Annotated in this window: 14 protein-coding genes; 11 read left to right on the top strand and 3 right to left on the bottom strand. The window is 69.6% G+C overall.

Going from position 1 to position 17935, the window contains the following annotated elements; genetic code table 11:
- The first annotated feature begins 24 nt into the window (after positions 1 to 24).
- Genes A6745_RS13260 through A6745_RS13235 form a run of 6 tightly spaced genes read left to right on the top strand, consistent with a single transcriptional unit; the run spans position 25 to position 7041 of the window.
- On the top strand, positions 25 to 1191 hold the full coding sequence (locus A6745_RS13260) for a glycosyltransferase family 4 protein (RefSeq protein ID WP_066127785.1): 1167 nt from the start codon (positions 25 to 27) through the stop codon (positions 1189 to 1191).
- A gap of 17 nt (positions 1192 to 1208) precedes the next feature.
- Positions 1209 to 3155, top strand: a complete 1947-nt coding sequence (gene asnB / locus A6745_RS13255) for an asparagine synthase (glutamine-hydrolyzing) (RefSeq protein ID WP_066127783.1) — start codon at positions 1209 to 1211, stop codon at positions 3153 to 3155.
- A complete protein-coding gene (locus tag A6745_RS13250) occupies positions 3152 to 4267 on the top strand; it encodes a glycosyltransferase family 4 protein (RefSeq protein ID WP_066127782.1) in 1116 nt (371 codons plus the stop codon). The genes asnB and A6745_RS13250 overlap by 4 nt, the downstream gene beginning before the upstream one ends.
- Positions 4264 to 5430, top strand: a complete 1167-nt coding sequence (locus A6745_RS13245; RefSeq protein WP_066127781.1) for a glycosyltransferase family 4 protein — start codon at positions 4264 to 4266, stop codon at positions 5428 to 5430. Before A6745_RS13250 ends, A6745_RS13245 begins: the two co-directional genes overlap by 4 nt.
- On the top strand, positions 5427 to 6587 hold the full coding sequence (locus A6745_RS13240; RefSeq protein ID WP_066127778.1) for a glycosyltransferase family 4 protein: 1161 nt from the start codon (positions 5427 to 5429) through the stop codon (positions 6585 to 6587). The genes A6745_RS13245 and A6745_RS13240 overlap by 4 nt, the downstream gene beginning before the upstream one ends.
- Before the next feature lie 25 nt (positions 6588 to 6612).
- A complete protein-coding gene (locus A6745_RS13235; RefSeq protein ID WP_066127774.1) occupies positions 6613 to 7041 on the top strand; it encodes an ABZJ_00895 family protein in 429 nt (142 codons plus the stop codon).
- 96 nt (positions 7042 to 7137) lie between these two features.
- On the opposite strand, the gene pgi is transcribed toward A6745_RS13235, so the two are convergent.
- Both pgi and A6745_RS13225 read right to left on the bottom strand, forming a co-directional pair.
- Positions 7138 to 8703, bottom strand: coding sequence for a glucose-6-phosphate isomerase (gene pgi, locus A6745_RS13230; RefSeq protein WP_066127772.1), 1566 nt, complete (start codon positions 8701 to 8703; stop codon positions 7138 to 7140).
- Between the two features lie 28 nt (positions 8704 to 8731).
- Complete coding sequence (locus A6745_RS13225) at positions 8732 to 10117, bottom strand: phosphomannomutase/phosphoglucomutase (protein WP_066127770.1); 1386 nt, start codon at positions 10115 to 10117, stop codon at positions 8732 to 8734.
- A gap of 238 nt (positions 10118 to 10355) precedes the next feature.
- On the opposite strand from A6745_RS13225, the gene A6745_RS13220 reads away from it, so the two are divergent.
- From A6745_RS13220 to A6745_RS13210, 3 genes are all read left to right on the top strand, one after another.
- A complete protein-coding gene (locus tag A6745_RS13220; protein ID WP_066127766.1) occupies positions 10356 to 11771 on the top strand; it encodes an FAD-binding oxidoreductase in 1416 nt (471 codons plus the stop codon).
- A 10-nt stretch (positions 11772 to 11781) separates the two neighbouring features.
- Positions 11782 to 12489: a response regulator transcription factor gene (locus A6745_RS13215; protein ID WP_066127763.1), complete on the top strand. Its 708-nt coding sequence runs from the start codon at positions 11782 to 11784 to the stop codon at positions 12487 to 12489.
- Positions 12490 to 12556: 67 nt separating this feature from the next.
- Positions 12557 to 13870, top strand: coding sequence for a sensor histidine kinase (locus tag A6745_RS13210; protein WP_066127761.1), 1314 nt, complete (start codon positions 12557 to 12559; stop codon positions 13868 to 13870).
- Positions 13871 to 13942: 72 nt separating this feature from the next.
- Here the strand turns inward: A6745_RS13210 and A6745_RS13205 are convergent, their stop codons facing one another.
- Positions 13943 to 14845 carry an SMP-30/gluconolactonase/LRE family protein gene (locus A6745_RS13205; protein WP_066127759.1) on the bottom strand — a complete coding sequence of 301 codons (903 nt, stop codon included), beginning with the start codon at positions 14843 to 14845 and terminating at the stop codon, positions 13943 to 13945.
- Positions 14846 to 15047: 202 nt separating this feature from the next.
- On the opposite strand from A6745_RS13205, the gene A6745_RS13200 reads away from it, so the two are divergent.
- Together A6745_RS13200 and A6745_RS13195 are read left to right on the top strand one after the other, a co-directional pair.
- The gene (locus A6745_RS13200; RefSeq protein ID WP_066127757.1) at positions 15048 to 15782 is read left to right on the top strand and encodes a FadR/GntR family transcriptional regulator; all 735 of its coding nucleotides are present in this window, start codon (positions 15048 to 15050) and stop codon (positions 15780 to 15782) included.
- Positions 15783 to 16023: 241 nt separating this feature from the next.
- Positions 16024 to 17931: an LTA synthase family protein gene (locus A6745_RS13195; RefSeq protein WP_066127755.1), complete on the top strand. Its 1908-nt coding sequence runs from the start codon at positions 16024 to 16026 to the stop codon at positions 17929 to 17931.
- Positions 17932 to 17935 lie beyond the last annotated feature (4 nt).

The following is a 17935-nucleotide window of genomic DNA, read 5'->3' as shown; positions in this document are numbered from 1 at the left end:
GGTCAATCGAACCCAGGAGGCATCATGAGCATCGAGGATCGCTCCGGTGGCCACGCCGCCCATCCCTTGCGTGTCCTGGTCTTCATCCATTCCCTGCAAGGCGGCGGCGCCGAGCGCGTCGCCGCCGACCTCAGCGCGGGCTGGGCGCAAGCCGGCCATGACGTCATGGTGGTCACGCAGACGGACAGCAAGGGCGACGTCTACCCCCTGGATCCGCGCGTGCGGCGCCGTTCGCTGGGCACCGCCGGGCTGCGGGGCCTGTGGGCCAACGTGCGACGGGTGCGTGCCCTGCGCGCGGTGCTGCGCGAATTCTCGCCCGACGTCGTGCTGGGCATGATGACCACGGCGTCCGTGCTGGCGGTGCTGGCCGCGCGCGGCCTGCCTTGCCGCGTGATTGCCACGGAGCACGCGCATCCGCCGTCGCAGGCCATGTCGGGCCTTTGGCAGCGCCTGCGCCGTTTCACCTATCCGCGCGCGGCGCGCGTGGTCGCGCTGACCGACGGCACCGCGCGGTGGATCGAACGGCACGTGCCCGGTTCGCGCCTGGCCGTCATTCCCAACGCCGTGCGCTGGCCGCTGCCGCAAGGCGAGCCTCGCCTGGATGCGACGCGGCCCGGGGGGCGCCGCCGCCTGCTGGCCGTGGGCCGGCTGCATGCCGACAAGGGCTTCGACCTGCTGCTGCGGGCTTATGCCCAGGTGGCGCCGCGCCATCCGTCGTGGGACCTGGTCATGCTGGGCGAGGGCGAGCAGCGCCAGGCATTGCAGCAGCAGATCGATGCCGCGGGCCTGGGCGGGCGCGTGGCGCTGCCGGGCCGCGCGGGCAACGTGGGCGACTGGTATGCGCAGTCCGATCTCTACGTGCTCAGTTCGCGTTTCGAAGGCTTGTCGAATACGCTGATCGAGGCCCTGGCCAGCGGCCTGGCGGCGGTCAGTTTCGATTGCGACACGGGCCCGCGCGAGATCGTGCGCGAGGGCGTGGACGGCGTGCTGGTCCGTCCCAATGGCGATCCCGCCGCGCTGGCGGGGGCGCTGGATGCCGTGATGGGTGACGACGCCCGCAGGCAGGCCATGGCGGCGCAGGCCACGGACGCGCGCGAGCGCTTCTCGGCGGAACGCATCCTGGCGATGTGGAAACAGGTTTTCGACGAGGCGCTGGCAACCGGGAAGCCGCCGCGCGCCGCTACACAATGAAAAAGCGAGTTGAGATCATGTGCGGAATAGCGGGAATCTGGGGCTCTCTGGCCGACAAGCGCGGCGTGCTGGCGGAAAGCTGCCGCCGCATCCGCCACCGCGGCCCCGACAGCAACGGCTACTGGGAAGACGCTTCGGCCGGCCTGGCGCTGGCGCACGTGCGCCTGGCCATCCTGGACCTGACGGAAGCGGGGCACCAGCCCATGGTGTCGGCCTGCGGCCGCTACGTGCTGGTGCTCAACGGCGAGATCTACAACCACCTGGACATGCGCGCCCGGCTGCAGCAGATGGGCCGCGCGCCCGACTGGCGCGGCCATTCCGACACGGAAACCGTGCTGGCCTGCTTCGCCGGACTGGGCGTCGAGGCCACGCTGCAGGATGCCGTGGGCATGTACGCCATCGCGCTATGGGACCGCCAGTCGCGCAAGCTGACGCTGGCGCGCGACCGCATGGGCGAGAAGCCGCTGTACTACGGCTACACCGGCGGCAACCTGGCGTTCGCGTCCGAACTGAAGGCGCTGATGCCGATTCCCGGCTTCGGCGCCGACCTGAACCGACAGGCGCTGGCCTCGTTCATGCGGCACAACTACATTCCGGCGCCGCAGTCGATCTACGAAGGCATCGCCAAGCTGCCGCCGGGCACGTGGCTGGAAGTCGGCGAAGACATGGTCAACCGCCGCGAGCTGCCCGAGCCGCGCGTCTACTGGTCGGCGCGCCAGGCGGCCGACCAGGGCCTGGCCCATCCGCTGTCCTTCGGCTCCGACAAGGAAGCCGTCGATGCGCTCGGGCAGGTGCTGGGCCAGGCCGTGCGCGGCCAGATGCTGTCGGACGTCAGCCTGGGCGCCTTCCTGTCGGGCGGCATCGATTCCTCGACCATCGTGTCGCTGATGCAGGCCGGCAGCACGCAGCCCGTGCGCACCTTCTCCATCGGTTTCCACGACAGGGCCTACGACGAGGCCGAGCATGCCAAGGCCGTGGCCGCGCATCTGGGCACGCAGCACACCGAGCTGTACGTCACGCCCGATGACGCGCTGGCCGTGGTGCCCAGGCTGCCCGAAATGTACGACGAGCCCTTCGCGGATTCGTCGCAACTGCCCACCTTCCTGGTCACGCGGATGGCGCGCCGGCACGTCACGGTGGCGTTGTCGGGCGACGGCGGCGACGAGCTGTTCGGCGGCTATTCCCGCTATTTCCGCGTGCGCGACATGTACTCGAAGTTCCAGCGCATTCCGCGGCCTTTGCGCCATGCCGCCGGCGGCCTGCTGCGGGCGTCCACGGCGCTGCCCGGCCGCGGCGCCTGGCGCGGCAAGGTCGGCAAGGTGGGCGAACTGCTCAGCGTCGATTACCAGGCCGAGTTCTACCGCCAGTTCGTGTCGTACTGGCCCGATCCCGGCAGGGTGGTCAAGGGCGGCTCCGAGATCCCGTCGCTGTTCCAGCAGCCCATGGATGGCCCGATCTTCGAGGCCATGATGAAGCTCGACACGCAGACCTATCTGCCCGACGACATCCTGGTCAAGGTCGATCGCGCGGCCATGGCGGTCAGCCTGGAGACGCGCGTGCCGATCCTGGATCACCGCGTCTACGAGTTCGCCTGGCGCATGCCGTTCCAGTACAAGGTGCGCGGGTCCACCGGCAAGTGGGCGCTGCGCCAGCTGCTGTACCGCCACGTGCCGCAATCGCTGGTCGACCGGCCCAAGCGCGGCTTCGCCGTGCCGCTGGCCTCCTGGCTGCGCGGCCCCCTGCGCGACTGGGCCGAGGCATTGCTCGACCCCGTGCGCCTGGGGCAGGACGGCTGGTTCGAACCCGAACCCATCCTGCGCAGATGGCGCGAGCACAAGTCCGGCCACCGCAACTGGAGCAGCCATCTGTGGGGCGTGCTGATGATGCAGGCCTGGCTGGATTGCCACCGCCGTGGGGGCGGCGCAACCGCTACCGACAAGCTCAAGGAGACCCTGACCCGATGAGGATCATGCTGCTGGTGAGTTCCATGCATGCCGGCGGCGCCGAACGGGTGGCCGCCACTCTGGTCAACGCGTGGGCGGCGCGCGGCGACACGGCCATCCTGGTGCCCACCTATTCATCGAAGGGCACCTGCTTCTATCCCTTGTCCGACGACGTGCAACTGCACTGGCTGGCCGACCGCGCCGGCACGCGCGCCGGCGGTCCGCTGGCCGCCGTGCGCCGCCTGGCGGCCTTGCGCGCCATGGTCCGCGAGATGAAGCCGGACGTGGTCGTGTCCTTCCTCACCAATGTGAACATCGCGGCGATCCTGGCCACGCGTGGCCAGGAGGCGCCGGTCATCGTGTGCGAGCGCACCAATCCCGTGGTGGCCGCCGCGGCCGGCCGTGGCCTGTCGGCGCTGCGCCGCCTGCTGTATCCGCGCGCGGACATGGTCACGGTGCAGGCGGCTGCCACCGTCGAGCCCTTCGCGCGCATGGTGCCGGGCATCCGCCGCCTGGCGGTCATTGCCAATCCCTTGCCATCCGACCTGGCCGATGCGCCGCTGGTGCCCGTCGACCAGGCCGCCGGACGCAAGCGGCTGGCCGGCATGGGCCGCATGGTGCCCGAGAAACAGTTCGACCACCTGATCGCCGCGTTCGCCGGACTGGCGCCTTCGCATCCCGACTGGGACCTGTGGCTGTGGGGCGATGGCCCGCAGCGCGAGGCCCTGGAAGCCCAGGTGGCGCAGGCCGGCCTGCAAGGCCGCGTCTTCATGCCCGGCCGTACCGAAACCCCCTGGGAAGAGATGCGCATGGCGCATGCCTTCGTGATGAGCTCCTCGGTCGAAGGCTTCCCGAACGTATTGCTGGAAGCGATGTCGCTGGGCATGCCCTGCGTCACCTACGACTGCCCCAGCGGTCCTCGTGAAATCACCCGGGAAGGCCAGGACGCGCTGCTGGTGCCCCTGGGCGACCGGGCCGGCCTGCGCAACGCCATCCAGGCCCTGATGGACGATCCGGCGCGGCGCGTCGAGCTGGGCGCGCGCGCCGCGCAGTCGGTGCGCGGCCGTTATTCCCTGCCGGCCGTGCTGGCCGACTGGGACCGCCTGTTCGCCGACGTGCGGGGGCAGGGATGAGCGTCATCGGCCGTCCCACCATCCTGCACGTCATCACCGGCCTGGGGCAGGGCGGCGCCGAAGCCGTGCTGTTCCGCCTGGCCGTGCATCCCGTGCAGCCGGTGCGCCACGTCGTGGTGTCGCTGACCGACGAGGGCCTCTACGGCGCGCGCCTGCGGACCGCGGGGATAGAGGTGCATACGCTGGACATGCCGCGTGGCCGGGTGTCCCTGGCGGGGCTGCGGGCCCTGCATGCCTTGATGAAGCAGGTCCGGCCGCGGGTCGTGCAGACCTGGATGTATCACGCCGACCTGATCGGCGGCGTGGCGGCGAGGCTGGCCGGCATCCGGGCCGTGTCCTGGGGGATCCGCAATTCCGGCGCACACCTCGAGCGCAGCAGCCGTTCGGCGCGGCTGGTGCTGAAGCTGTGCGCGCTGCTGTCGGGCCGCGTGCCCAAGGCCATCGTGTGCGCCGCCCAGGATTCCGCCGAGCGCCATCGCGAGCTGGGCTATCGGGCCGACCGCCTGATGGTGATCTCCAACGGCTACGACCTGGCCCGCTTCACGCCGGACGCCGAGGCCCGGGAACGCATGCGCGCGCTGTGGCGCGTGGCGCCCGACGTGCCGCTGGCCGGCTGCGTGGCGCGCTGGGATCCGTTGAAGGACCACCGCAACCTGCTGCAGGCGATCGGCCACCTGGTGCGCGAAGGCCGCGACCAGGGCCTGCAGTGCGTGCTGGTCGGGCGTGGCATGGCCACCAGCAATACCGAACTGGCCGCCCTGATCGATGCCGAGGGCCTGCGGGGCCGCGTGCTGCTGGCCGGTCCCAGCGACGACGTGCCCGCCGTGATGAACGCGCTGGACATGCACGTATTGTCCAGCTGCGCGGAGGGATTTCCCAATGTGGTGGCCGAGGCCATGGCCTGCGGCACGCCCTGCGTGGTGACCGACGTGGGGGACGCCGCCTACATCCTGGGCGATACGGGGCCCGTGGCGCCGCCCGAGCAGCCGGCGGCGCTGGCCGACGCCATCGGGGCCGTGCTGGCCCAGCTGGCCACGCGTGGCCGCGATGCCGTGGGGCAGGCCGGCCGCCAGCGGGTGCTGGAGAAGTTCGACCTGCAGCGCATGGTGGATGCCTACGTCGAGGTCTGGCGCCGAATTTCAGAAGAAGGAGAGGCACGATGAGCACGCCCAGCCCGGAAACGACTCGGCGGCGCCTGCTGTTCGTCGTGAACAACCCCGCCTTCTTCCTGTCGCATCGCTTGTGGCCCGCGCTGGCCGCGCAGGCCGCCGGCTGGGACGTGCACGTGGCCACCATGGATGGCCCGGCCGTGGCCGACATCGTGGCGCGGGGCATGACGCATCACGCCATTCCGCTGACGCGCAGCGGCAAGCAGCCCTTGCAGGAGTTGGGTTCGATGTGGGCGCTGCTTCGGCTGTTCCGCCGCCTGCGTCCCGACGTGGTGCACCTGGTCACCATCAAGCCCGTGCTGTACGGCGGCATCGCCGCGCGCCTGGCGGGCGTGCCCGGCATGGTGGCCGCCATCTCGGGGCTGGGCTTCATCTTTCTTTCGGATGGCCTGAAGGCGAAGCTGGTGCGTGGCGTGGTCGGCGTGATGTACCGCCTTGCGCTGGGCCACCGCAACAGCCGGGTCATTTTCCAGAACAGCGCCGACCGCGACACGCTGCGCCGCCTGGGCGCGCTACGCGACGGACAGGACGTGCTGATCCGCGGGTCGGGCGTCGATCTGGCCGAATGGCCGGCCACGCCCGAGCCGCCCAGGCCGGTGGTCGCGCTGATGGTGGCGCGCCTGCTGCGCGACAAGGGTGTCGCCGAGTTCGTCGAGGCGGCGCGCCTGTTGCGCGCGCAGGGCCTGGACGTGCGCATGCGGCTGGCGGGCGGCATCGATCCGGGCAATCCCACGTCCGCGACCGAGGCCGACGTGGCGCGCTGGCGCGAGGACGGCGCGGTCGAGGTGCTGGGCGAGCGCGCCGACGTGGCCGCGTTGACGGCGGCCAGCCATATTGCAGTGCTGCCTTCCTACCGCGAAGGCCTGCCCAAGTCGCTGCTGGAGGCGGCTGCCTGCGGGCGGGCGGTCGTCACCACGGACGTGCCGGGCTGCCGGGATGCGATCACGCCCGGCGAAACGGGCCTGCTGGTGCCGGCCCGGGATTCGGCCGCGCTGGCCGCGGCCATCGCCCGGCTGGCAACCGATGATGCGCTGCGCCAGCGCATGGGCCGCGCCGGCCGTGAACTGGCGCAGCGCGAATTCGACGTGGAAGACGTGAACCGGCGTCATCTCGAGGTGTACGATGCGCTGCGGGCGGCAGGCCGGCGCTAGTCAGCCCTCTTTTTCGAAGAGCCATATGTCCATTCCCAAGTTTCTGCTGCGTTTCACCCTGGTTTATCTCGGGCTGCTGTTCGGCGTCACGATCATTCTGTTGCTGCTGCAACTGGGCAGCATGACGGCGGTGCGCGTGGTGGCCCTGCTGACGGCCGTCATGGCGGCGTGCCAGAGTTTCGCCAAGCACAACGGCCGGTACTTCACCCACCGGGAAAAAATCCAGGCGCTGATCGGCATGACGGCCATCGACGTGGTGTTGCAGGTCGCCGGTTCGTTGCTGGCATTCCAGCAGGCGGGATTGGAAGGCGCCACGGTGAACCTGGGCGCCTTCCTGGCCGTGATCGGGTTCCTGACCCTGGTCGACGTGGCCGTCATCCTGTTCTTCATGTGGCTCGTCGGCAGGCAGGTCGCCAAGGAGCAGGCGAAGCAGGGCGCGCATCCGTTGCCGTAGCGCCGCGGGCGGCAGCTTGGAAAAGGACAAGGGCCACTGACGTGGCCCTTGTCCTTTTCCCGCAGCGAAGGCTGGCTGCCCCTGGCGTGGCGCCCCTTATGTGCCTGCCAGCGAACGGATCCAGTGCCGCGTCGAGGCATCCTGCCAGCCGTCGGCGCCGCCGCCCTCGGTGTCCAGCTCGTGCACGATGCGCTGCGCCAGTTTCTTGCCGAACTCGACGCCCCATTGATCGAACGGATTGATGCCCCAAAGCACGCCCTGCGTGAATACCTTGTGTTCGTACAGCGCCAGCAGCGAGCCCAGCGCGTGCGGCGTCAGGCGCGGCAGCACGATCAGCGTGGAGGGGCGGCCGCCGGGGTGGACGCGGTGGCGGGCCAGCACGGCGGCCCGCGCCGGATCGACATCGGTTGCCAGGCTTTCCCGCAGGGCTTCCTCGAACGGCTTGCCGCTGAGCATGGCGGCCCGTTGCGCCAGGCAGTTCGCCACCAGGATGCGATGGTTCTGCGCATGGTCGTGATCGGCATGCAGGCAGACCACGAAGTCCACGGGGGCGCCCTTGGCATCCTGGTGCAGCCACTGGAAGAACGTGTGCTGGCAGTCGGTGCCCGTCATGCCCCACACGACGGGGCCGGTGTCCATGCCGACCGGCGTGCCGTCGGCGGTGGCCACCTTGCCCAGCGATTCCATTTCCAGCTGCTGGGCCCACGGCACCAGGTGCGCCAACCGCGAGTCGTACGGCAGGATGGCCAGTGAGCCGTATTCCAGCACGTTGCGGTTGGCGATGCCCGACAGCGCCATCTGCACGGGGGCGTTCTCGGCCAGGGGAGCATTCAGGAAGTGCTGGTCCATGGCCTCGGCCCCGGCCAGCAGTTGCTCGATCGCTTCGCAGCCCAGGCCCAGCGCCACCGGCAGGCTGATGGACGACCACAGCGAATAGCGTCCGCCCACCCAATCCCAGAACGGAAAGATGTGGGCGTCGGCAAGGCCTGCCTTGCGCGCGCCCGCCACGTTGGCGGTGATCGCCACGACCTGGCGCATGGGTTCGGCCACGCCCGCGTCGCGCAGCCATTGCACGGCCACGGCCAGGTTGGCCAGGGGTTCCGTGGTGGTGAACGACTTGGACGCGATGATGATCAGCGTCTGCCGTGGATCCATCGACGCCAGGGTCGATTCGATGTCGTGCGCGTCGACGTTGGAGGCGAAGCGCACGTCGCGCTTCAAGCCGGTGTGCCGCAGCGACTGGATGGCCAGGCGCGGGCCCCAGTCGCTGCCGCCGATGCCCAGGTGCAGCACCTGGCGCCATGCCTGGCCGGCATCGGCCTGGGCGATGAAGTCGCGCAGGCGCCGGCGTTCGGCCAGCACGGTCTCGGCCACCGGGGCCGGCGGCTGCGCGGCTCGCAACGCGGTATGCCAGGCCGGGCGGTCTTCGGTCCAGTTGACGTGCGCGCCCGCGAACAGGCCCTGCCGGGCGGTGTCGAAGCCTTGCTGCGCGAGCAGCGCGGCGCCCGCCCTGTCCAGGGCGGGCGATTGCGCCTGGGCCGTCAGGTCGACCTGCAGTCCGCCGGCAGGCAGGATGCGCAGGTGATGTCCGTCGCGAGGCGCGGCGTGGACGGCCTGGACGAAGTCCAGCCAGGCCGGACTCGAGGACAGGGAGGTGGGCATCTTGCGGTGGCCTAGGTAGCGTGGGACGTCAGAAGGGCAGGCGGGCTTGCGGGGCGAGCTTGAGCAGTTCGCGGCGGAAGTTTTCCTGGATGCGCGTCAGCGCGGCCTGGTCGTCGGCCTCGAAGCGCAGCACCACGACGGGGGTGGTGTTGGAGGCGCGCGCCAGGCCGAAGCCGTCCGGGTACTCGGCGCGCACGCCGTCGATGGTGACCACGCGGGTGGTGCCGTCGAACGTGCCCTGCGCCTGAAGTTCGCGGATCAGTGCGTGCGGCTGGCCTTCCTCCATTTCGATCTTCAGTTCCGGCGTGGACAGGGCCTGCGGCAGCGCTTCCAGTTCCTGCGAGGGGTCGGCGCCGCGCGACAGGATTTCCAGCAGGCGCGCGGCGGTGTAGATGCCGTCGTCGAAGCCGTACCAGCGTTCCTTGAAGAAGATGTGGCCGCTCATTTCCCCGGCCAGCGGGGCGCCCGTCTCGGCCAGCTTGGCCTTGACCAGCGAGTGGCCGGTCTGCCACATCAGCGGCACGCCGCCGGCGGCTTCGACCGCCAGGCCGACGTGGCGGCTGCACTTCACGTCATAGATGATGGTGCCGCCCGGCACGCGCGCGAGCACGTCGCGCGCCAGCAGGATCAACTGGCGGTCGGGCCAGATGATCTGCCCCGACTTGGTGACCACGCCCAGGCGGTCGCCGTCGCCGTCGAAGGCCAGGCCGATCTCGCAGTCGCTGTTGGCAACGTGCTCGATCAGGTCTTCGAGGTTGTGCGGGTCGGCCGGATCGGGATGGTGGTTGGGGAAGTTGCCATCGACGTCGCAATACAGTTCGTCGATGTCGCAGCCCAGCTGGCGCAGCAGTTGCGGCGCCACCGCGCCGGCCACGCCGTTGCCGCAGTCCACCGCGATCTTCATGGGACGCGCCAGCTTGGCGTCGGACACGACGCGCTGCACGTATTCGGGAATCAGGTCCAGCAGGCGGTGCGCGCCGCGCGTGGCGGCTGGCTGGGCCTGCTGCATCTCGGCGCGCAGGCTTTGCACCTCGTCGCCGTACAGGGCCTTGCCGCCCAGCATCATCTTGAAGCCGTTGTACTTGGGCGGATTGTGGCTGCCGGTGATGGCCACGCCGGTGCCGGTGCCCTGGGTATAGGCCGCGTAGTACACCAGCGGGGTCGGCACCTGGCCGATGTCCAGGGCATCGACGCCGCCGGCGCACAGGCCGTCGACCAGCGCCGCGGACAGGGACGGGCTGCTGAGGCGGCCGTCACGGCCCACCACCACGGCGGCGATGCCGGCCTTGCGGGCGCGGGCGGCCAGGGCCAGGCCCAGGCCGCGGGCGAAGGCGGGGTCGATGAGGTCAGGAACGGTGCCCCTGATGTCGTACGCCTTGAATACGGAAGCAGGGAACTGCGCCTGATCGCTCACGGAATGCCTCGTTGCTATGGGATGGGACGGAATCCGGCCGCCTTGGGCCGTTACAGACGCCGATTATCTACGATTTGGGCGCGCAGGATACGGCGCGAAAATTACCGGGCGTTGCAGTCGTATCCAGGGTGGTCAGTCCACGAGCGCTGCGCAGGGTGGGACGCGCCCGGCCGGACCCCCCTACAATAAGCCGCATTCCCGTACTTTTGGGCCGCCGGCCCCCTGCGAGTGTGCCGCCATGACGCTGCTTTCCGAACTGCAATCCCTGCTGGGCCCGGATCACGTGCTGCAAGGCGAGGATGCCGCCCCCTATCTGCTGGACTGGCGCCGCCGCTACCAGGGCGCTGCCCTGGCCGTGGTGCGTCCCGGCTCCACCGAGGAGGTGGCCGGCGTGGTGCGCGCCTGCGCCCGGCATGGCGTGCCGCTGGTGCCGCAAGGGGGCAATACCGGCCTGTGCGGCGGCGCCACGCCCGACGAGTCCGGCCGCGCGGTGGTGCTGTCCACGGCGCGCCTGAACCGCGTGCGCGCCATCGACACCGACAACGACACCATCACGGTCGAGGCCGGCTGCGTGCTGCAGGCGGTGCAAGAGGCGGCCGAGGCCGCCGGGCGGCTGTTCCCGCTCAGCCTGGCGGCGCAGGGCAGTTGCACCATCGGCGGCAACCTGGCCACCAATGCCGGCGGCACCCAGGTGCTGCGCTATGGCAACGCGCGCGAACTGGCCCTGGGCCTGGAGGTCGTCACCGCCGAAGGCGAGATCTGGAACGGCCTGCGCGGCCTGCGCAAGGACAATACCGGTTACGACCTGCGCGATCTGTACGTGGGCAGCGAAGGCACCCTGGGCGTCATCACCGCCGCCACCCTGAAGCTGTATCCGCGTCCGGTCGCCACCTGCACCGCGCTGCTGACCCTGGCGGGGGTGTCCGAGGCCGTCGAACTGCTGTCGCGCGCCCGCGCCGGTTTCGGGGCCTCGCTGACGGGTTTCGAGCTGATGGCGGGCGATTGCCTGCAGGGCGTGGTGAAGCTGTTCCCGCAGCAGCGCCTGCCGTTCGAAGGCGAATCCGCCCGGTCTCCGTGGTTCGCGCTGCTGGAACTGTCCGACAGCGAAAGCGAGGTCCATGCGCGGGATCGCTTCGAAGCGGTGCTGTCCGCCGCCATCGAGCAGGGGCTGGTCACCGATGCCGCGATTGCCGCCAACCTGGCGCAAAGCCATGCCCTGTGGCATCTGCGCGAAAGCATCCCGTTGGCCGAGGCGGAGCTGGGCAAGGCCGTGAAACACGACGTGTCCATCCCGATCTCGGCCATCGCCGGCTTCGTCGCCAAGACCAACGCCCTGCTGCAGGCCGAGTTCCCTGAGGTGCGCCACGTCATCTTCGGCCATCTTGGCGACGGCAACCTGCATTACAACGTGGCGCGCGCGCCGGGTCAGACCGAAGCCGAGCTGCTGGCCCTGCAGCCGCGCATCTACGACGTGGTGCATGCCAGCGTCATGGCGCACGGCGGCTCGATCAGCGCCGAGCATGGCGTGGGGCAGCTGAAGCGGGATGAACTGCCGCGCTACAAGAGCGCGGTCGAACTGGCCTTGATGAAGCGCATCAAGCAGGCGCTCGATCCGAACGGGCTGTTCAACCCGGGCAAGGTCCTGCAATCCTAGGAAGCCGCCCATGGCCGACACGCAAAGCCGGAACCACCGGGTCCTGATCGTCGAGGACGATCTCACCATCGCCGGCAACCTGTTCTCGTACCTAGAGGTGAAAGGTTTCGTCAGCGATGCCGCCTATGACGGCCGCACCGCGCTGGCCATGCTGAAACGGCAGACCTTCGACGCCGTGGTGCTGGACATCGGCCTGCCAGCCATGGACGGCTACGCCGTGCTGCACGCGCTGCGCAACGAGCTGCGTTCCGCCGTGCCCGTGCTGATGCTGACGGCCCGCGATACGCTGGACGACAAGCTGGCCGGGTTTGCGCATGGCGTCGACGATTATCTGACCAAGCCCTTCGCGCTGGCGGAGGTCGAGGCGCGCCTGCTGGCCCTGATCCAGCGTTCGCGGGGCGGCATGGTCAATGCCCTGCGCACCTTCGGCCCCCTGCAGATGGACGGCCGCACGCGCGTGGTCAGCGTGCACGGCAAGCCGGTGCACCTGGCCCGCAAGTCGGTGGCCATCGTCGAGATCCTGCTGCGCGATCCGGGCCGGGTGGTGCAGCGCACCGAACTGGAAGACGCCCTGTGGGGCGACGAGCCGCCGTCCACCTATGCCCTGCGCAGCCAGATGCACCTGTTGCGCCGTGCGCTGGCCGAGGCCGGCTTCGACGGCATCGAGACCGTGCACGGCACCGGCTGGCGCTTGAGCGAGGAACCCAGGGACTCATGAGCCCGCCGAGCCCGCCGAGCCGCCTCAAGGGCGAATACCGGAGTGCCTACGGCACGGAGGTGCACCGATGAGCCGCGCGACCCTGACGCAGCGCGTGGTGTGGGCGCTGACGGGCACCGTGGCCGTCTTCGTGACGGCCCTGGCCGTTCTGTCGTACCTCACTTTCGACCAGATGGAAGACGATCTGGTCAACGACATCCTCAATAACGAAACCCAGCGCCTGCTGCAGCACATCGCGGCCAATGACGAGGACGTGCCCAGCTACCAGCCCACCGAACTGGGCGCGGCCATGCGGGCCTGGCTGCGCCGTCCCGGCCAGCAGGAGGTCGACGCCGACGAGGATTTCCCCGAAACCCTGCGTCCGCTGGATGCCGGCCTGCACCTGATCGAACCGGGCCTGGAAACCTGGCACGTCACCGTCAGCGACACTCCTCTGGGCCGGCTGTATGTGGTGTATGACGCCACCGACAACGAAGGCCGCGTGCGCGACTTCGGCCTGTTCGTGCTTGGCGTGGGGGCAATCTGCATCGTGGCTGCCTATGCCATGGCGCGCCGCGTGGCCGGGGTGGCGGTCGGGCCGCTGGTCGAAGTGACGCGCCGGCTCAGCGCCTGGGCGCCCGCGGAAACCGAACTGCCCGCCGCCGCGCGTACCGACGAGCCGGGGCAGTTGATGGAGGCCTTCAACCGGGTGCAGAGCCAGGTCGAGCGCTACATCGCGCGCGAGCGCGAGTTCTCTTCCAACCTGAGCCATGAAGTGCGCACGCCGCTGACCGCCATCCGTTCCGACAGCGAGATGGTGCTGCTGACGCAGGATCTGAACGACGATCCCCGTACGCGGCTGACGCGCATCATGGACAATGTCGACGTGATCGTGGCCACGCTGCAAAGCGCCCGTGCGCTGGCCAGCGACAAGCCCGGCCGGTCTGAAGAGGTGAACCTGGCCTCGTGCATGGAAGACGCCTGGCGCGGCATGGAAGATGCCGCCGAGGTGGCCGGTCTGTCGATGTACAACGACATCGCGCCCATGGCCACGCACACGCTGGACCGCTATGCGCTGCTGATCGTGTTGCGCAATCTGGTGCGCAACGCCATCGAGCACGCCGCGCCCGCCACGCTGCGCGCGGCCCTGGCCGAGCCGGGCACGCTCACCTTGCGCGACAACGGCCGCGGCATTCCCGCTTCCGAGCTGCCGTTCGTCTTCCTGCGCTATTACAGCGGCCGGCTGCGCGACACCACCGGCGCTGCCGGCGAAGACCTGCCGCGCGGTCTGGGCCTGGCCATTGCCAAGCGGGTCTGCGACACGCAGGGATGGAAGCTGGAAGTGGTGTCCGCCGTGGATGGGCCCGATCGCGGCACGTGTTTCACGGTGCGGTTCTCGTAGCCTGTGGTTGCCGGCCCTCGGGTAAGGAACGCCTGCGGCCGGACGTCGGCATCGCTCGGGTCGATGGGCGGCTTACCCCGCGTGGATCGTCTCGGGCAGTCCGCGCACGCCGGGCCGCAGCGCGTACACCGCGCCATCCAGCGCCTCGCCGGGCGTGCCCGGCGCGCGGATGCTGGTCACGAACAGCGTGGACAGGTCGCTGTCGCCGAATGCGCACATGGCCACGCGCGGCACGGGCACGGACAGCGTGCGGTCCAGGCGCCCATCGGGCGTGTAGCGATAGATGAGGCCCGCCTCGTTGCCGCAGATCCAGTAGCAGCCATCGGCATCGACCGCCGCGCCATCGGGGCGGCCCGCGGGCAGGGACGGGATGAACACGCGGCGGCGGTGGGGCAGCCCGGTGTCCACGTCATAGTCGTAGGCCCAGACCACCTGGCGCGAGCCGTGCGAGTCGGACAAATACATGATTGTGCCGTCGGGGCTGAAGGCCATGCCGTTGGAGACGATCAGGCCGTCATCCACCGGACTGTCCATGCGCCCGCCGGCGTAGCGGTACAGCCGGCCATGCGGTTGCGCCAGGGCAGTGTCCTGCACCATCGTGCCGGCCCAGAAGCGGCCCTGCCGGTCGCAGCGGCCGTCATTGAAGCGCATGGCAGGCGCGGCATGCCGCACCGTGGCCAGGCGGCGCGGGGTGGGAGCGGGCTGGCCGGCGTGCAGCGCGGGCAGTTCGTGGATGCCGGTTTCCATGGCCAGCAACCAGCCTTCCTGGCGCATGGCGATACAGCCCGCCTGTTCGGGCAGCGCCCATTGCGCGATCTGGCTGTCGGCGGGCCGCCAGCGCCACAGAGTTCGGCCGGGGATGTCGGTCCAGTAAAGCGCTTGCTCGGCGGGGTGCCAGATGGGACTTTCGCCGACGCCGCATCGCATGGCGCCGATGCGCTCGGCGGGTATGTTGGCAATCGAGGGGCGATGCATGGAGGCTCCCGTTTGGTGGGCTTTCAGGCCCCTACGCCCGCCCGCGGGCCGCGGCTGGCTGGGCATCGAGGAGGCAGCGCGGCAGGCCAGCCGGGGCCAGGGTAAACGTCAGCGCGGTGTACGTCGTCATACAACCATCGGGCGGTATAATGACCCCCAAATTCTACCCCTCAAGCGCGCCACGCGCCCGGGATCTCCGCCGATGCCTTCCGTTCCCTCGCCTGCCGCCGCGCCGCGCCGTCCGCGCAATCTTGCCCAGGGCCTGGTCGAGGATTTTTCCGAACGCATCCGCGGCGGACAGATCGCGCCGGGGCAGCGCCTGCCCACCGAATCCGAAATCATGCGCCAGTTCGGCGTCAGCCGCACGGTGGTGCGCGAGGCCCTGTCGCGCCTGCAGGCCAGCGGGCTGGTCGAGACGCACCATGGCGTGGGGTCCTATGCGCTGGAGCCCAGCGGCGGTGGCGACTTCCGGGTCGACCCGGCCGACATCGCCACCGTGCGCGACGTGCTGGTGCTGCTCGAACTGCGCATCTGCCTGGAAAGCGAGGCCGCCGGCCTCGCCGCGCAGCGCCGCACCGAGGAACAACTGACCGAGATGCGCCGCGCGCTGGACGATTTCCGCGCCGCGCTGCAGGCCGGCACCGACGCCATCACACCCGATTTCCGGTTCCACCTGCTCATCGCGCAGTCCACCGAGAACCGCTATTTCGCCGACCTGATGTCGCATCTGGGCTCGGCCATCATTCCGCGCACCCGCATCAATTCGGCGCGCTTCGCGCAAGAGAACCGCGAGCAGTACCTGGCGCGCGTCAACCTCGAGCACGAGGACATCTACGAAGCCATCCGCCGCCAGGACGCCGAAGGCGCGCGCGCGGCCATGCGCACGCACCTGAGCAACAGCCGCGAACGGTTGCGGCGCGCGGGCGACGAGCGCTGAGTCCGGCGGCTGGCGCGGGGGGCATGCTCCAGGGACGCGCTTCCGGCAAACGGACGATCCAATCAAACAAGACGATTTCGTGACAAATCCCTGCCCGTGACAGAAATTTGACGAAAATTCGACGCGGCTTTCATTAGGCTTTCCGGCTTTGCATCGAGGGGTCGGGTCGGATGTTCCAGGTCGCAGGACAGGCGCGCGCGCATCGCGTATCGGCGCAACAGGGCTTTCAGCGGGGCACGCCATGCGCCGCCTGAGCCTGCGCTTCATTCTCGCCATCCTCGTCCTGCTGACGCTCAGCCGCCTGGCGCTGGCCTTCTGGCTGTGGGACCGCGTCGCCGCCGCTGGCGGCCTGGTTCCCCTGATGCTGGGCGGACTGCGCATCGACGTCTGCCTGACGGCCATGGCGGTGGGGTTGCCCGTCGTGCTGTCCCCCTGGTTCGGCCATCGGCCCCTGGGCGCGCGGCTGGCTGCGTGGTGGTTCCGCGCCTGGTGGATGCTGTTCGTGCTGCTGGAAGTGTCCACGCCGCAATTCATCTCCGAGTACGACACTCGCCCCAACCGGCTTTACTTCGAATACCTGGTGCACCCGCGCGAAGTCGGCGCGATGCTGTGGGAAGGCTACAAGGGCGTGCTGCTGGCCGCGTTCATCGTGCTGGCGCTGGCCGCCTGGCTGTCGACCCGGCTGTTTCCCACGGGTGTCAAAGACCCGTTCATGAAATGGTGGAAGCGGCCGCTGGCCACGCTGGCCATCCTGGCGCTGGTGGTGCTGGGCGCGCGCGGCACGCTGCAGCACCGGCCGATCAACCCGTCCACCGTGGCCTACAGCAGCGACGCCATGGTGAACACCCTGGCCTTGAATTCGCTGTACAGCGTGTTCGACGCGGCCTATCGCATGCGTGACGAGCGCTCGTCGGCGGCGGTCTATCCCAGGATGGACGACGACGAGGTCAACCGCATCGTGCGCGCCACGGCCGGTTTCGCCGATCCGCCCCTGGATCCGCGCTATCCCACCCTGCACCACCAGCGGGCCACCGTGCGCCGCGACAAACCATTGAACGTGGTGATCATCCTGCAGGAAAGCCTGGGCGCGCAGTACGTGGGCAGCCTGGGCGGCAGCGGCCTGACGCCCAACATCGACCGTCTGGCCAAGGACGGCTGGATGTTCAACCGTGCGTATGCCACCGGCACGCGTTCGGTGCGTGGCCTGGAGGCCGTGACGGCGGGCTTCCTGCCCACCGTGGCCGAGGCCGTGCTGAAGCTGCCCCGGTCGCAGACCGGTTTCTTCACGATGGCCGAACTGCTGGGCCGCCATGGCTACCACTCGCGCTTCATCTACGGCGGCGAGGCGCATTTCGACAACATGCGCGGCTTCTTCCTGGGCAACGGCTTCAACGAAGTGGTCGACCGCAAGTCGTTCACCGATCCGGTCTTCGTGGGCTCGTGGGGCGCGTCGGACGAGGACATGTTCAACGAACTGGACAAGCGCCTGCGCACGGACGGCGACAAGCCCACCTACACGCTGGCGTTCTCGGTCAGCAACCATTCGCCCTGGGAATACCCCGCCGGACGCATCACGCCGGTGGGCGAGCCGGCCTCGGTGGACAACACCGTGCGCTATGCCGACTGGGCCATCGGGCAGTTCTTCGACAAGGCACGCCGCGCGCCTTATTGGGACAACACGGTCTTCCTGTTGATCGCCGACCACGACGCGCGTACCTGGGGCGCGAGCCTCGTGCCGGTGCGCCATTTCCAGATTCCCGCGCTGATCCTGGGCGGCGGCATCGCGCCGCGCAGCGACGACCGCATCGTCAGCCAGATCGACATGCCGCCCACGCTGCTGTCGCTGATGGGCGTGGACAACACCAACCCCATGCTGGGCGCCGACCTGACGCAACGCGATCCGAACCGCGCCATCATGCAGTTCGGGGACAACTACGGCTATCTGAAGGGCGATCGGTTGGTGGTGATCGAGCCGCGCAAGCCGCCGCATCAGTACCGCTATACGCGGCGGCCGTACAACCAGGAAGACAGCCTGGACGACGCGCCCGCCGTCGATCCGGCACTGGGCGATGAGGCGCTGGCGCACGCGCTGTGGCCCAGCTGGGCATACCGCGAAGAACGCTACAGGCTGCCGGCGGGCGTGAAGTGATGCG

Source organism: Bordetella ansorpii (assembly GCF_900078705.1).
Classification (GTDB): Bacteria; Pseudomonadota; Gammaproteobacteria; order Burkholderiales; family Burkholderiaceae_B; genus Bordetella; species Bordetella ansorpii_A.
Note: the sequence above shows the minus strand (reverse complement) of the source record. Positions and strands in the feature narration are given on the sequence as shown.

Coding starts and splice junctions, on each gene's coding strand:
- A6745_RS13235 (WP_066127774.1), top strand. CDS start 6,613: ATGTCCATTCCCAAGTTTCTGCTGCGTTTCACCCTGGTTTATCTCGGG.
- A6745_RS13215 (WP_066127763.1), top strand. CDS start 11,782: ATGGCCGACACGCAAAGCCGGAACCACCGGGTCCTGATCGTCGAGGAC.
- A6745_RS13200 (WP_066127757.1), top strand. CDS start 15,048: ATGCCTTCCGTTCCCTCGCCTGCCGCCGCGCCGCGCCGTCCGCGCAAT.
- A6745_RS13250 (WP_066127782.1), top strand. CDS start 3,152: ATGAGGATCATGCTGCTGGTGAGTTCCATGCATGCCGGCGGCGCCGAA.
- A6745_RS13195 (WP_066127755.1), top strand. CDS start 16,024: ATGCGCCGCCTGAGCCTGCGCTTCATTCTCGCCATCCTCGTCCTGCTG.
- A6745_RS13245 (WP_066127781.1), top strand. CDS start 4,264: ATGAGCGTCATCGGCCGTCCCACCATCCTGCACGTCATCACCGGCCTG.
- A6745_RS13240 (WP_066127778.1), top strand. CDS start 5,427: ATGAGCACGCCCAGCCCGGAAACGACTCGGCGGCGCCTGCTGTTCGTC.
- A6745_RS13260 (WP_066127785.1), top strand. CDS start 25: ATGAGCATCGAGGATCGCTCCGGTGGCCACGCCGCCCATCCCTTGCGT.
- pgi (WP_066127772.1), bottom strand. CDS start 8,703: ATGCCCACCTCCCTGTCCTCGAGTCCGGCCTGGCTGGACTTCGTCCAG.
- A6745_RS13210 (WP_066127761.1), top strand. CDS start 12,557: ATGAGCCGCGCGACCCTGACGCAGCGCGTGGTGTGGGCGCTGACGGGC.
- asnB (WP_066127783.1), top strand. CDS start 1,209: ATGTGCGGAATAGCGGGAATCTGGGGCTCTCTGGCCGACAAGCGCGGC.
- A6745_RS13220 (WP_066127766.1), top strand. CDS start 10,356: ATGACGCTGCTTTCCGAACTGCAATCCCTGCTGGGCCCGGATCACGTG.
- A6745_RS13205 (WP_066127759.1), bottom strand. CDS start 14,845: ATGCATCGCCCCTCGATTGCCAACATACCCGCCGAGCGCATCGGCGCC.